The sequence below is a fragment of the Ruegeria sp. F5 genome, from assembly GCF_056533845.1.
Window position 1 is genome coordinate 135988 of the sequence record NZ_JBQFOU010000003.1, and the last position, 13612, is coordinate 149599.

Annotated in this window: 12 protein-coding genes; 1 reads left to right on the forward strand and 11 read right to left on the reverse strand. The window is 60.4% G+C overall.

Annotated elements, in window-relative coordinates; translation table 11 throughout:
* Positions 1–85 precede the first annotated feature (85 nt).
* The 4 genes from recG to sciP form a co-directional block, all read right to left on the reverse strand.
* Positions 86–2176 (reverse strand): ATP-dependent DNA helicase RecG, encoded by a 2091-nt coding sequence (gene recG / locus ACR0K1_RS05580; RefSeq protein WP_480849162.1) that lies wholly within the window; start codon positions 2174–2176, stop codon positions 86–88.
* Complete coding sequence (ligA, locus tag ACR0K1_RS05585; protein WP_480610818.1) at positions 2173–4299, reverse strand: NAD-dependent DNA ligase LigA; 2127 nt, start codon at positions 4297–4299, stop codon at positions 2173–2175. The genes recG and ligA overlap by 4 nt, the downstream gene beginning before the upstream one ends.
* Before the next feature lie 123 nt (positions 4300–4422).
* The gene (ctrA, locus tag ACR0K1_RS05590; RefSeq protein WP_480849165.1) at positions 4423–5139 is read right to left on the reverse strand and encodes a response regulator transcription factor CtrA; all 717 of its coding nucleotides are present in this window, start codon (positions 5137–5139) and stop codon (positions 4423–4425) included.
* Positions 5140–5222: 83 nt separating this feature from the next.
* Positions 5223–5516: a CtrA inhibitor SciP gene (sciP, locus tag ACR0K1_RS05595; protein WP_480610812.1), complete on the reverse strand. Its 294-nt coding sequence runs from the start codon at positions 5514–5516 to the stop codon at positions 5223–5225.
* 128 nt (positions 5517–5644) lie between these two features.
* Here sciP and mnmA point away from each other — a divergent pair, with 128 nt between their 5' ends.
* The gene (gene mnmA, locus ACR0K1_RS05600; protein WP_480610809.1) at positions 5645–6790 is read left to right on the forward strand and encodes a tRNA 2-thiouridine(34) synthase MnmA; all 1146 of its coding nucleotides are present in this window, start codon (positions 5645–5647) and stop codon (positions 6788–6790) included.
* On the opposite strand, the gene ACR0K1_RS05605 is transcribed toward mnmA, so the two are convergent.
* The 7 genes from ACR0K1_RS05605 to bamA all read right to left on the reverse strand — a co-directional run bounded on the left by ACR0K1_RS05605 (position 6787) and on the right by bamA (position 13604).
* Positions 6787–7368, reverse strand: a complete 582-nt coding sequence (locus ACR0K1_RS05605; protein ID WP_480610806.1) for a hypothetical protein — start codon at positions 7366–7368, stop codon at positions 6787–6789. The two genes, mnmA and ACR0K1_RS05605, sit on opposite strands and share 4 nt — an antisense overlap.
* The gene (lpxB, locus tag ACR0K1_RS05610) at positions 7368–8525 is read right to left on the reverse strand and encodes a lipid-A-disaccharide synthase (protein WP_480849168.1); all 1158 of its coding nucleotides are present in this window, start codon (positions 8523–8525) and stop codon (positions 7368–7370) included. Before lpxB ends, ACR0K1_RS05605 begins: the two co-directional genes overlap by 1 nt.
* Positions 8525–9319 carry an LpxI family protein gene (locus tag ACR0K1_RS05615; protein WP_480610800.1) on the reverse strand — a complete coding sequence of 265 codons (795 nt, stop codon included), beginning with the start codon at positions 9317–9319 and terminating at the stop codon, positions 8525–8527. The genes lpxB and ACR0K1_RS05615 overlap by 1 nt, the downstream gene beginning before the upstream one ends.
* 4 nt (positions 9320–9323) lie before the next feature.
* On the reverse strand, positions 9324–10109 hold the full coding sequence (gene lpxA / locus ACR0K1_RS05620) for an acyl-ACP--UDP-N-acetylglucosamine O-acyltransferase (protein ID WP_480610797.1): 786 nt from the start codon (positions 10107–10109) through the stop codon (positions 9324–9326).
* Positions 10106–10579, reverse strand: a complete 474-nt coding sequence (gene fabZ / locus ACR0K1_RS05625; protein ID WP_480610795.1) for a 3-hydroxyacyl-ACP dehydratase FabZ — start codon at positions 10577–10579, stop codon at positions 10106–10108. The genes lpxA and fabZ overlap by 4 nt, the downstream gene beginning before the upstream one ends.
* Positions 10580–10652: 73 nt before the next feature.
* Complete coding sequence (locus tag ACR0K1_RS05630; protein WP_480849171.1) at positions 10653–11237, reverse strand: OmpH/Skp family outer membrane protein; 585 nt, start codon at positions 11235–11237, stop codon at positions 10653–10655.
* A 6-nt stretch (positions 11238–11243) separates the two neighbouring features.
* Positions 11244–13604: an outer membrane protein assembly factor BamA gene (bamA, locus tag ACR0K1_RS05635; protein WP_480849173.1), complete on the reverse strand. Its 2361-nt coding sequence runs from the start codon at positions 13602–13604 to the stop codon at positions 11244–11246.
* Positions 13605–13612: the final 8 nt, after the last annotated feature.

The window sequence follows — 13612 nt, forward strand, 5'->3', positions numbered from 1 at the left end:
CTTTGTTGACCTTTTGTTCTCATATTTCACCGAGTCGGTAAAGAACTTTTTGAGAACATTTGTGAACTAAATGATGACTTCTGCGCTAACCCACTGAAATCAAACGGATCGCCTGATCCTGCTTCATCAGCCAAAGCAGAACACGGGCGGCCCGCCCCCGTTCGGATTCAAGTTTGGGGTCTGCGTTCAGCAAGGCCCGCGCGTCGGTCTGCGCCACGGCCATCAGGCCCGTTTGCCGTTCAAGGTCGGCGATGCGGAATTTCGGCAACCCGGATTGCGCGGTCCCGATCAGATCGCCCGCGCCGCGCATCTGCAAATCGGTCTCGGAAATGCGGAACCCGTCTTCGGTTTCGCGCAAGACCTCCAGGCGTTTGCGCCCGCCCTCGCTGAGCGGTGGCTGATACATCAGCAAACAGGTCGACTCGGCGTCCCCCCGCCCCACGCGCCCGCGCAACTGGTGCAATTGGGCAAGACCAAAGATTTCAGCCCGCTCAATCACCATGATCGAGGCATTGGGCACGTTGACGCCAACCTCGATCACCGTGGTGGCCACCAGCACCTTGGTCTGTCCGTTCTGAAAAGCCTCCATCGCCGCGTCTTTGTCGGCGGGCGGCATCTGGCCATGCACCAGCCCGACATTGCCGTCGCCCAGAATGGCGCGCAGCCGTTTGAACCGTTCTTCGGCTGCGGTCAGGTCGGACACCTCGGATTCGTCGACCAGGGGGCACACCCAATAGCATTGCCGCCCCTCATCAATGGCGCGCTGCAGATGGGCCACGACCTCATCCATACGCTGCGTGCTGACGATGGCCGTTTTGATGGGCTTCCGTCCGGGCGGCTTTTCGTCCAGCACCGAGACGTCCATATCCCCGTATTGCGCCAGCGCCAGACTGCGGGGGATCGGCGTGGCGGTCATCACCAGCACATCCGCACCCTGCCCCTTGTCCGAAAGCTCCATCCGCTGGCGCACGCCAAAGCGATGCTGTTCGTCCACAATGGCCAACCGAAGCGCGTGGAATTCGACATCGCTTTGGAACACTGCATGGGTGCCGACCAAAATCTGGATGTCGCCACTTTTCAGCGCTGCCAGTTTTGCCTTTCGTTCCAAGCCCTTATCCCGCCCGGTCAGGATTTCCAGAACCACACCGGCCTCTTCAGCCAGTGGCCGCAACCCTTCCAGATGCTGCCGGGCCAGAATTTCGGTCGGGGCCATCATGACGCCCTGCCCCCCGGCTTCGACTGCCACCAGCAAGGCCATGAACGCCACAAGCGTCTTTCCCGCGCCCACATCGCCCTGAAGCAGGCGGTTCATGCGCGATTCTGAGGCCATATCCGCCGATATTTCCTCGATCGCCCGGCTTTGCGCGCCTGTGGGCCGGTACGGCAGGCTGGCCAGAACCTTGGACTGCAGCGCACCGGTCCCAACGCTGACAACACCGCGGGCCTTCCGTTCCCTCTGACGCGCCAGGGCCAGCGTCAGTTGATGCGCAAGCAGCTCATCATAGGCCAGCCGTTCCAGCGCCGGTGCAAACGGTGCGACATCGTCAGCGCCCTGCGGGTTGTGCGCCGCCCGAATGGCCCCGGCCCAATCCGGCCAGTTCTTTTGCGAAAGCTGAGCCGGGTCGATCCATTCCGCCAACTCCGGCGCGCGGGCCAGCGCACTGCGCGCCGCTTTGAAGGCGGTCTTTTGCGTCAGGCCTTGCGTCAGATGATAGACCGGTTCGAATTCGGGGATCCCGCCCGCCTGTTCCACCGGCAGCATGTGGTCGGGATGCACCATCTGCGCCATGCCATCGAACAGTTCCAACTTGCCCGAGATCACACGGCGCGACCCCTGCGGCAGCACCTTTTTTAGGTAATCCCCCCGCGCGTGGAAAAAGACCAGTTGGAAATCGGCCTGAGTGTCTTCGACGTGAACCCGATAGGCACCACCCTTGTTTCGCGGCGGTCGGTGCGTGCCAACGGTCACTTCGACCGTCAGCGTCTTCGGCAGATCGGCCCCCTGGATCGTTTCGCGCCTACGCCGGTCGACGACGGCATAAGGCAGGCCGAACAGCACGTCGCGGGGGCTTTCGACCCCCGCTTGCATCATCACCTGAGCCGTTTTCGGACCGACGCCCTCCAACGTTTCAAGCCCTGCGAACAAGGGGAAAAGCTGTTCCGGCCGTCCACTCATGCGCCGTCGATCAGCTGCAGCCAGCCATCCTCATCCAGTGTTTCGATGCCAAGCTCGGCGGCTTTTTTCGCCTTTGACCCCGCGCCCGGACCGGCGACCAGCAGGTCGGTCTTTTTGCTGACCGAGCCGGACACCTTTGCGCCCAACGCTTCGGCCCGCGCCTTGGCTTCAGCGCGGGTCATCTTTTCCAGCGTGCCGGTGAAGACAACGGTTTTGCCCGCCACTGGGCTGCCGGTTGTATCCGGCCGTTTCGCCTCCTGCACCTGCAGTTGCGCGACCAGAGCGTCGATGCTGGCGCGTTCTGCCAGCTGGGCAAAGGCCGACACCAACGCGCGCGCCATAATCTCTCCGATCCCGTCGATGCCAAGCAAATCTTCCCACTCCGGCCCCTCAAAACCCGAGGCTGAGGTGACCGCATGCTCAAACTCTTCCCAGCGCCCGTAGTGGTTCGCGATCAGGTTCGACGCGGCTTCGCCGGTGTGACGAATACCGAGGGCGAACAGCAGGCGCCCAAAGGGAATGCTACGCTTTTCGTCGATTGCCGCCCACAGGTTGCCAGCGCTCTGCGCGCCCCACCCTTTACGGTTGGCCAGCTTGTTCAGATTGCCCGCATCCCTGCTTTGCAACGTGAAGATATCGACCGGTGTTCGGATCGGCAGGTCGGGGTCGTCATAGAACATCTCGATCTGTTTTGCGCCCAGACCTTCGATGTCGAACGCTTTGCGAGAGACGAAATGTTTCAATTTTTCAACCGCCTGCGCCGGGCAAATAAGGCCGCCAGTACAGCGCCTGACCGCATCGCCTTCTTCTCGGATGGCGTCGCTTTGGCATTGCGGGCATGTCGTCGGAAACTTGTATGGCGCGGCCCCTTCGGGCCGTTTCGACAGATCGACATCGGCGATTTTCGGGATCACGTCGCCTGCGCGATAGACCTGCACCCAGTCGCCTTCGCGAATGTCCTTTCCATCGCGGATCGTTCCGCCCTTGGCGTCGCGCCCGGCGATGTAATCCTCGTTATGCAGTGTGGCGTTCGAGACCACGACGCCGCCCACCGTCACCGGATGCAACCGCGCAACTGGGCTGAGCGCGCCGGTGCGGCCGACCTGAATGTCGATCGCCTCAAGCCGGGTCCAGGCTAGTTCGGCCGGGAACTTGTGTGCAATGGCCCATCTGGGCGTTGTCGAGCGGAATCCCAGCCGCGCCTGCAACGCCAAATCGTCCACCTTGTAGACGACGCCATCGATATCATAGCCGAGGGTCGCGCGTTGTTCTTCGATGCTGCGGTAATGGGTCAGCATCTCGTCGGTTGTCGCACAGACTTTTGTAAGCGGGTTGGTCGAAAACCCGAACACTTTGAGCCGTTGAATCGCACCCATTTGCGTGTCAGCAAGGGGTGCAGACAGTTCCCCCCAGGCATAAGCAAAGAAGCGCAGCGGGCGCGATTGGGTGATCGAGGCATCCAGCTGACGCAGAGAACCCGCCGCCGCATTTCTCGGGTTGGCAAAAAGTTTCCCTCCGGCCTCGGACTGGCGCACGTTCAGGTTTTCGAAATCCTGGTGGGACATGTAAACCTCGCCCCGGACCTCCATGATATCCGGCGCGCCGCCGATCTTTTGGGGAATGTCCGCGACCGTGCGGGCATTGGCCGTGACGTTTTCGCCAACTTCTCCATCGCCGCGCGTCGCGGCCTGAACCAGTTCGCCGTGTTCGTACCGCAGCGAGAGCGACAGCCCGTCAATCTTCGGTTCTGCCGTGAACGCCAAAAGGGCGTCGGCGTCCAGCCCAAGGTACTTTCGGATCGAGCGGTCGAAATCCGCCACATCCTGATCATCGAAGGCATTGCCCAGCGACATCATCCGCACCGCATGCGTGACCTTCGAGAACCCGTCAGCTGCCCGTGCGCCCACCTGATCCGAGGGGCTGTCTTGCCGTTTGAGATGCGGGAACTGTGCTTCGATCTCGGCATTTCGGCGTTTGAGCGCATCGTATTCCGCGTCCGAAATCTCGGGCGCGTCTTCCGCGTGATACAGCGTGTTTGCCCGCGAAAGCTGCTCGGCCAGACGCGCAAGCTCTTCGCGTGCCTGCTGCTCTGTCAAATCCTGCGCTGAAACTGAATCGCTCATGCCCTCGCCCCGTCACTTAGTCTTGGACCTCAGTGATAGGGCGAGGCCATGGCCAGGTCCAGACGTGCTGAGCCGTGAGTGGAGGTGCCGCCCTGGACCGGCGGCGGCACATGTCCGGTCAAATCAAGCGCCGACGGCCATTCGCGTCTCGTCCATGCTGTTGGACTGCGGGTCGCGCAGAACGTATCCCCTGCCCCAAACGGTTTCGATATAGTTTTCACCACCCGTTGCATTGCTGAGTTTCTTACGCAGCTTGCAGATGAAAACGTCGATAATCTTCAATTCGGGTTCATCCATGCCGCCATACAGGTGATTCAGGAACATCTCTTTGGTCAGCGTGGTGCCCTTGCGCAAACTCAGCAACTCGAGCATCTGGTATTCCTTGCCGGTCAGATGAACCGTTTTCCCGTCCACTTCGACCGTTTTGGCATCCAGGTTCACGGCGACACGCCCGGTATGAATGATGGATTGCGAATGCCCTTTGGAGCGGCGGATAATGGCGTGAATACGCGCCACCAGTTCTTCGCGGTGAAAGGGCTTGGTCAGGTAATCATCCGCCCCAAAGCCGAACCCCTTGATCTTGCTTTCAGTGTCGTCGGCACCGGACAGGATCAGAATCGGGGTTTCCACCCGCGCGATCCGCAATTGGCGCAACACTTCATGTCCGTTCATGTCCGGCAGGTTGAGGTCCAGCAAAATAAGATCGTAGTCATAGAGCTTCGCCAGATCGATGCCTTCCTCGCCCAAGTCCGTTGCGTACACATTCAGGTTTGCATGTGTCAGCATCAATTCGATGCTTTTGGACGTGGTTGGATCATCCTCGACAAGAAGTATTCTCATTTACTGCTCCAATTCGGGTCAACAATTCCTATTGAAGTTAACCCTGACCAATAATGGTTAATCTGACGTTACCGTTGAATCATTTATTCGGTATCGCCTTTAGGTTGTCTATATTTTTTTAGGGCCGTCACCTTCAAGGCATCCACACCGTGTTCTGCGACGGCTGAAACCCATGTATTGAACTCTTCATCGCTGATGCCATAGCGCTTTTTTGCGTCTGACAGGGTGATCAGCCCGTACAGAACCCCGCGCACGACAATTGCCTTGCGCGAGGCGACCCAGCGGCGCGTGTCCCCGGGCGGTAAATCGGCGCGTGTCAAAACCGTTCCATCCGGCAGGGTTACGGACCGTGGCCCTTCAACTTTGTGCAAATACATCTCTCAGCCCTTTCCTGATGCGACAAAGTTGCAGCCAGCCTACTTAATGGCGCGTGAAACCGCCCCTTGAGAGTGTCTAGAATTTTCCTATATTCTGCCGGTCTTTCTTAACCCGGACTGGAATCGCCATGGCCCTCGCTGCCGAGACCCAAATCAATTCGCTTGGCTTTGCCAAACCGCCCTCGGAAACGCGGGTGGTTGTTGCCATGTCCGGCGGCGTGGACAGTTCCGTTGTGGCGGCGCATCTGGCCGATCAGGGCTATGACGTGGTCGGCGTGACGCTGCAGCTTTATGATCATGGCGCGGCGCTGGCCAAGAAAGGCGCGTGCTGCGCGGGGATCGACATCCATGATGCACGTCGCGTGGCCGAGGAGCGTGGCTTTCCGCACTACGTTCTGGACTATGAGAATATCTTCAAGGACGCCGTGATCGACGAGTTTGCCGACAGCTACCTGGCGGGCGCAACCCCTGTGCCCTGCATTCGCTGCAATGAGCGGGTGAAATTCAAGGATCTGCTGGAAACCGCCAAGGACCTTGAGGCCGACTGCATGGCGACCGGCCACTATATCCAGCGCAAGATAGGCCCTAAAGGCCCGGAACTGCACAGCGCCGAGGATGCCAATCGCGATCAATCCTACTTCCTGTTCTCGACCACGCCAGAGCAGCTGGACTTTTTGCGCTTCCCGCTGGGCCACCTGCCCTCGAAAGACGCCACGCGCGAGATGGCGGCGCAATACGGGCTGGCCGTGGCCGACAAGCCCGACAGTCAGGACATCTGCTTCGTGCCCAATGGCAACTACGCCAGCGTGATCGAAAAGCTGCGCCCCGGAGCAGCCGAACCGGGTGAGATTGTCCACGCCGATGGCCGCGTTCTGGCGCAGCACGACGGGGTGATTCACTATACCATCGGTCAGCGGCGCGGTTTGGGCATCGGCGGCCTGAGTGAGCCGCTTTACGTGGTCAAGCTGGACGTGGACAAGAAACAGGTCGTCGTCGGCCCGAAAGAGATGCTGGCCACCCGCACTGTCCCGGTGCGCGAGATCAACTGGCTGGGCGATGAGCCCTTTACCTCGCGCGATGAATGGCATCTGTCGGTCAAGGTCCGCTCGACACGCCCCCCGCGCGAGGCGATTGTGCGCCCTTTGTCGGACACGACTGCCGAGGTTGAACTTCTGACACCCGAAGAAGGCATCTCTCCCGGTCAGGCTTGTGTGTTCTATGAAAGCACCGGCAGCCGCATCTTCGGCGGCGGATGGATCTGGCGCGGTTACTAGATCGCGTCCGTCCAAGAGTTGCTGAGGATGTAAAGCCCGGCGAAGATCATGACAAAGGGCACCAGCTTTTCCAGCCTGTGCGCAAGATGTCCTGTCATGAACGGTACCCTGGCCCCCAGCAGCGCGACCGAGGCCAGACCCAGCGCCGCACTGCCCGCGCCGATAAGGCCCGCAATTCGGAAACCGGGGGCGGAATCGGCCAGCAGAGGCGCGAGCACGGCGAACGTATCCATCGACAGGCTGACAAACAGCATCGAAATCACTAGGGTCGAGGCACCGGTTTCGATCTTGGGGTCCTGCGTTGGCGACGTGCCGCGGAACTGACGCAGAACGCCCAGCACTCCCAAAGTCAGGGGGATAAGGCCCAGATAACCGGCCCAATGGGGTATGACGTCATCGACGCCGATTGCCACCAGATAAGCGGCGGTGATGACAAGTATCTGCGCGGCAAGAAATCCCAGAACCGACCGTTTTGGCCCCGAAACCATCATCAGCGCCAGCAAGGCCGCGACATTATCGAGGTTGGTCAGAACCTGCGCCGTAAAGGCCGACAGTGCAAAGACCGCATAATCCAGCATCAGGCGTTCATCCGATCCAGCACGGCGCGCGCGGCGCGCAGACCCGGAGCCTCGCCCCCACGACCCAGCCGATCCATGGTCAGGTCCATCGCTTGACGTTGCGCGTCGGGGGCGTTTGCAACCTGCCTCAGCGCCTCGGCTATTTTATCCGGCTGGCAATCATCCAACAGGCATTCGGGAACGGCGCGGGTTTCGGACACCAGATTGACCAGCGTCACCGTGTCCAGACTAACCATCCGCTTGGCGATCAGCGTGGTCAGCCAGTTCAGGTTATAGGCGATCACCATCGGCGTCGCCTGCGCGGCCAATTCCAACGAGACCGTGCCCGACGCCGCCAGAGCAAGATCGGCGGCTGCAAACGCGGCTCGCTTCTGCGCCTGCGCCTGATCCGAGGGCATATCCCTCGGGTCGACGACCAGCGGCGTCCCCGGCCAATCCCGAACGTGTTCGGAGACCGTCTCAACCATATGCGCGACCGCCGGAACAACGATGCGCGCCTCGGGACGGTCCTGCAGAAACTGTTGCAGCGCCGAGCCGAAGATCGGCGCCAGCCGTTCGACCTCCCCCTTGCGAGAGCCGGGCAGTGCGAGGACAATGGGAGCATCGCCAAGATCATGATCCGCGCGGAACCGTGCAATGTCCTGTTGGGATGCCACGGGTTCGTTCACAACCGGATGGCCGACGAAATCACATTCCATCCCGGCGCGTTCCATATAGGGCGGCTCGAACGGTAGCAGCGCCAGTACATGGTCAATGACCTTGGCCATCTTGTCCGCCCGTCCCGGCCGCCACGCCCAGACGCTGGGGGCGACATAATGGACGGTGCGGGTATCGCTTGACGCTTTGACGATCTTTGCCACGCGCAGGCTGAAATCGGGGCTGTCGATGGTGATCAGCACATCCGGTTTGGTGTCCAGAACGGCCTGCGCAGTCTCGGCGATCCGGCGTTTGAGGTGGAAGAACTTGGGCAGAACCTCGACCAGACCCATCACGCTGAGTTCGGACATGGGAAAACGGCTGTTCAGCCCCTGTGCCCGCATCAGCGGCCCGCCGACGCCATCAAACTGCACATCCGGGACAAGCGTTTTCAGCCCCTCCATCAGTGCGCCGCCCAGCCGGTCGCCCGAGGGTTCACCGGCGACCAGAAACACGCGCATCAGACGGCCCGCTCGCGCACGAAAAGAAACAGGCCCAGACGATTGCACTCGGCGATCACCCGGTCCCGCTGCAGGACGATTACGCCTCCCTTTTCGATGACAATGCCGGACAGCCCTGCGGCCACGGCACCGGTCACGGTGTCCGGTCCAATCGCGGGAAGGTCTGCGCGCCGGTCCTGATCGGGTTTGGGGCCCTTGAACAAAACTCCGCCGCCCGCGTCCGGGCGTTGCGTCAGTGATTGCAGCATCCAGGCGGTGCCGAAAATACCCTCGACCGCCAGAGCCTGCCCCTTGGCGACGGCGCAGGCTTGGCCGATATCGGCGGCCCCCATGGCGCGCAATATCCCGGCGGCCCGGTCGGCGTCGGCCAGATCAGCCTCGGACGGCTGCGCTTCGGTCAGGCACCCCAAAGGCTGCAGAAGACCCGGCGCGATGTCGTGTGCGGCGCGCACGTGCAGACCGGCCTCTTCGAATATCCCGATGGCGGCGCGCAACGCGCCATCATCGCCCGCCATCATCGCCTGCTGCAGGATTGGGACCAGAGGCATCGTGGCTGCATCAATCCGCGACGGATCAATATTCGGGCGCTGCACGGCACCTGCCATGCAAATTTCGGCCACGCCCCTGGCGCGCAGGTCCGCGATGAAACTACCCAGATGCTCTAGCGGGAACACGATATCTGGGGTCAGGCTGTCGGGCAGAAACCCCTCCATCGCGCAGATCACGGGGCGCTCGGCCAGTTCGGCAACCACTTCGTTCGGCAAAGCGCCGGTTCCCGCAATCAGCGCAAGCATCGCCTTACTTCCCCGGTGTCAGGAAGGAACGGTCACTGTGCCCGGTCACGAAATCGACGATCCGCTGAACATATTCGCTTTCGGTCTCGTCCCCTACCCTGTGGGCGCGGTCCATAAAGGTACCCTCACCCTTGGACAATTCGCGGAACGCCGCGCGCAGGGCCGAGATATCCTCGCGTGAAACGCCTTTGCGCTTCAAGCCGACAAGATTGAGCCCGTCCAACTCGCCCCGCGGAGCCTGCACAAGCCCGTAGGGAATGACGTCATTGGGCACCATGGTCAGCGCGCCGATGATGGCCCCGCGCCCGACGCGCACCCATTGATGCAGTCCGGAAATACCGCCGATGATCACGTCATCCTCGATAATGCAATGCCCAGCGGCCCCGGCATGGTTCACCATGATCACCCGGTTTCCGATCTGCACGTCATGAGCCACGTGAACCCCGGCCATCAGCAGGCAGTCATCCCCGATCCGGGTCACGCCGCCACCGCCATCGGTGCCAGTGTTGACAGTCACATGCTCGCGAATCCGGTTGCGTTTGCCGATTTCAAGCCGGGTATCCTCGCCGCCGAATTTCAGATCCTGCGGAATTTCACCGATCACCGAGAAGTTGAATATAACCGTTTCATCCCCAATTGAGGTTTCGCCGGTCACGACAACATGCGATTTCAGTTCAACCCGGTCGCCTAATGTGACCTGAGCGCCCACGTAGCAGAACGGGCCAATCACGCAGTCCTGGCCGATCCGCGCCCCGTCTTCGATGATTGCGCTTGGGTGAATGCCGCTCATGCCGTCTTTTCCATCTCCCAGTCGACATACGCCGAAAATTCGGCTTCGGCGGCGACATCCCCGTCGACAGTTGCGCGCCCGCTGAACTTGAACAGCTTGCCGCCCTTCTTGCCGCGCAGGGTTTCGACATGCATTTCCAGCACATCGCCAGGCACGACCTTGCGGCGGAACTTGCATTTGTCGATGCTCATGAAATAGATCAGCAGTTCGGTATCGATCACATCCATGCCGACGCCCAGCATCACGCCTGCAGTCTGGGCCATCGCCTCGACAATCGTCACGCCGGGCATGATCGGCGTTCCCGGGAAATGCCCCTGGAAATGCGGCTCGTTCATCGTGACGTTCTTGATGCCCCGGGCCGAGTGGTAATCGTTGATGTCCACAACCTTATCGACCAGCAGAAACGGATAGCGATGCGGCAATATCCGCTGGATCAGCTGAATGTCGGCGCTTTTGGGTTCCGTGGTCATAATGCAGTTGTCCCGTTTTGGATGTCTCACTTCCCGCGTGGTTAGCAATACCGGAACGCAAGGGCAAGCAAACCTATTCGCTCTGACCGCCCTGTAATTCGCCTCCGTCACCGATGGTGGCGTTGATCCGTGCAATCGCTGCATCGGTCATGTCGGACGTATCCGAGCTTAGAAAGACATTCGACCGCTCCAGAATCATGGACGCGCCCGTTTCGCGCAGCAGATCGATCAGAACCGGGCGAGCGAGGGCGAAGAAGGTCTGGCGATCCTCTTCACTGCGCCGGGTCAGAGCGTCCAGTTTCGCGCGCTGGCTTTCCCTGTGGGTCTGGACCTTGCGGTCGAACGCCTCGGCCAGCGGGCGAAAGTCTTCGGGCTGCAGCTCGGCGCGTTTTTCGGTCAGGTCTTTTTCTTCCCGGCTAAGCTCCGCGACGATCCGTTCGTTTTCTTCGGCCAGCAGCGCGCCTTCCTGTTCGATATCCCGCAACACGCGCTGTCCAAAGGCCGAGTCGGTGAACAGCCGGTCACTGGAAATTGTCAGAACGCCATGCGGGGACACTCCCAGCTGCTGCGCCGCGACCGGCGCTGCAAACAAAAGGGCCAGAAATGCGCACAGGGCCCAAAGCGGGCCCTGTTTTTGTGTCAGCAACTTCGTCAGCATCGCAGATCAGAACCGGGCCTGAACGGTCAGGTCAAAGTTCTGTTCCTTGTCAAAGCTCTCTTTCTTCAGCGGTTGGGAGAAGTTGAACCGCAGCGGGCCGAAGGGCGTTTCCCACAGGACCGAGATCCCGATCACATGACGGATAGAGCCATCGGCACCGACGATGGTTGCCCCTGTCGTGTCAACATCGTCAATATTGTACAGGTTGCCCACGTCATAGAACACGCCGCCGCGCAGACCCAGCTCTTCCGGCAGGCCCAGCGGGAAGTCGGTTTCGAACCGGGCGACCCAATAGTAGTTGCCGCCGATGGCGTCGTCCTGCCCGTTGGACAGATCGCGCGGGCCGATACCCGCCGGCTCAAACCCGCGGAAGGTGTTGGGACCCAGAACAAAACGGTCAATGGTGCGGCTGAAATCGTTTCCGCGCCAGTGCAGCGCGCCAAGTTCCAGCGTCGCCCTCAATATGACCTCTTCGTTCCAAACGCGCGTCTGGGCAATGCCCCGTGCGGTGGACTTGAAGAATTTGTTGTCACCGCCCAGACCGGCTGCATCGACGCCAATTTCGAACAGAACGCCCGCGTTCGGGTTCAGACCGCCAAGGCGGCTGTCATAGACATAAGAGACACCCAGCGTACTGTTGACCCGCTTGCCCTGCGCGATCTCGGACGAAATGACGGCACCGTTGACCTCATTATCCTGTTGGGTCATCTCGCTGCGGTCCCAGCCGTAGCGCAGGCGGAGTGTCGACAACTCACCGATGGCGTAGCTCAGCTGAGGCCGGAAAAACAGGCTTTCAGTGTCATAGCTGGCAAAGCTCGAGTTGGTCGAGGACAAACCCAGACCCAGATCAAACTGCAGTTTCCGCCCCAGCAGGTAAGGTTCGGTGAAGTTCAGCGTGTATTGTTCAGAGTCCTGAGCGGTTGACAGGTTCAGACCGATGGTCTGCCCCCGGCCCAAAAAGTTCCGTTCCTGAAGACCGATGGCGATACCGAAACCATCCGTGACCGAGTAGCTACCACCAAGGCTCAGCGATCCTGTGGGCTGCTCTTCAACGTCCACATCCACGATAACCTGGCTGGGCGACGATCCCTCGCGCGGTTCGACGTCGGCGTTGGCAAAGAAGCCAAGCGCATTGATACGTTCGGCAGCGTTGCGAATCTCGCGCGGGTTGAACGGGTCGCCTTCGACGGTGTCGAATTGACGGCGGATAACCCGGTCCAGCGTTGTTGTGTTCCCTTCGATATCGATCCGCTCAACAAAGATGCGCGGGCCGCGCGACAGGACGAACTGTACGTCTAATGACAGGTCACGTTCGTTGCGGGTGACACGCGGCTCAACACGCAAGAAATCGACACCCTCTTTCAGTCCAAGACGTTCCATCCTTGCAATGGAGTTTTCCACCAAAGTCGGCGTATAGGTCACGCCCGGCTTGATCTTCAGCGAGTCCTGGTAAATGGCCGGATCGACACCCGGGATTTCACTGACAGTGGTGATCTGGCCGAACGAGAATTTCTGACCCTCGGTGATGTTCATCACCAGAAAGAACGCGTCGCGTTCGCGGGTGAATTCCACATTGGCGCTGTTCACACGGAAATCGATATATCCGCGCGACAGGTAGAAATCGCGAATGACCTGTTTGTCGAATTCGATGCGATCCCCGATAAAGGTGTCGCTTCGGAAGAACGTCCGCAGGAACGTCGCTTGCTTGGTTTCCAGCACACGGCGCAGGCGGCGGTCGGAAAAGGCGCGGTTGCCCACGAAGCTGACCCGTTCGACCTCGATGGTCGTGCCCTCGGCCACCTCAAAAACCAGATCCACCCGGTTGTCGCTGCGGCGGATGATGCGCGGGATGACTGTCGCGGCCACACGGCCCTGCGCGGAATAAACCTCGGCGATCAGGTCGGCATCTGCTTCAGCAACCTGCGGCGTAAACACGCGGCGCGGTTCCGACGAGATAACACCAAGAAGAACATCGTCCTTGATGCGGGCGTTCCCTTCGATGCTGATCTGGTTGATCGTCGGGTATTCCTGCACCTCAATCACCAGAGTGGTGCCGCGTGGCGTCAACTCGACTGTTTCAAAAACACCACTGTCAAGCAAACGCTGATAGGCATCGTTCAATTGCCCGGCAGTAACCGTCTGGCCCGGTTCGATTCCCGTACGGGCGATGATCGTGCCGCTTTCGATGCGCCGGTTACCCTCGACGTCGAAGGAATTGATCGTGAATCTCTGCGCTTGCGCCGCATGGGGCAAAGCCAGCAAACTCACTGCTACAAAAAGGAAAAGGAAGGTTAGTGGCTGCCACAAAATCTTGTTTGCCGGCTTTTGCCCCCCGCAGGATGTGCCCGCGCCTTGCCTGTCAGTCATTTTATGCT

What these genes read in the sequence shown, in the direction of transcription:
- recG (WP_480849162.1), bottom strand. Translation starts at nt 2,176, where the DNA reads ATGAGTGGACGGCCGGAACAGCTTTTCCCCTTGTTCGCAGGGCTTGAA.
- ligA (WP_480610818.1), bottom strand. Translation starts at nt 4,299, where the DNA reads ATGAGCGATTCAGTTTCAGCGCAGGATTTGACAGAGCAGCAGGCACGC.
- ctrA (WP_480849165.1), bottom strand. Translation starts at nt 5,139, where the DNA reads ATGAGAATACTTCTTGTCGAGGATGATCCAACCACGTCCAAAAGCATC.
- sciP (WP_480610812.1), bottom strand. Translation starts at nt 5,516, where the DNA reads ATGTATTTGCACAAAGTTGAAGGGCCACGGTCCGTAACCCTGCCGGAT.
- mnmA (WP_480610809.1), top strand. Translation starts at nt 5,645, where the DNA reads ATGGCCCTCGCTGCCGAGACCCAAATCAATTCGCTTGGCTTTGCCAAA.
- ACR0K1_RS05605 (WP_480610806.1), bottom strand. Translation starts at nt 7,368, where the DNA reads ATGCTGGATTATGCGGTCTTTGCACTGTCGGCCTTTACGGCGCAGGTT.
- lpxB (WP_480849168.1), bottom strand. Translation starts at nt 8,525, where the DNA reads ATGCGCGTGTTTCTGGTCGCCGGTGAACCCTCGGGCGACCGGCTGGGC.
- ACR0K1_RS05615 (WP_480610800.1), bottom strand. Translation starts at nt 9,319, where the DNA reads ATGCTTGCGCTGATTGCGGGAACCGGCGCTTTGCCGAACGAAGTGGTT.
- lpxA (WP_480610797.1), bottom strand. Translation starts at nt 10,109, where the DNA reads ATGAGCGGCATTCACCCAAGCGCAATCATCGAAGACGGGGCGCGGATC.
- fabZ (WP_480610795.1), bottom strand. Translation starts at nt 10,579, where the DNA reads ATGACCACGGAACCCAAAAGCGCCGACATTCAGCTGATCCAGCGGATA.
- ACR0K1_RS05630 (WP_480849171.1), bottom strand. Translation starts at nt 11,237, where the DNA reads ATGCTGACGAAGTTGCTGACACAAAAACAGGGCCCGCTTTGGGCCCTG.
- bamA (WP_480849173.1), bottom strand. Translation starts at nt 13,604, where the DNA reads ATGACTGACAGGCAAGGCGCGGGCACATCCTGCGGGGGGCAAAAGCCG.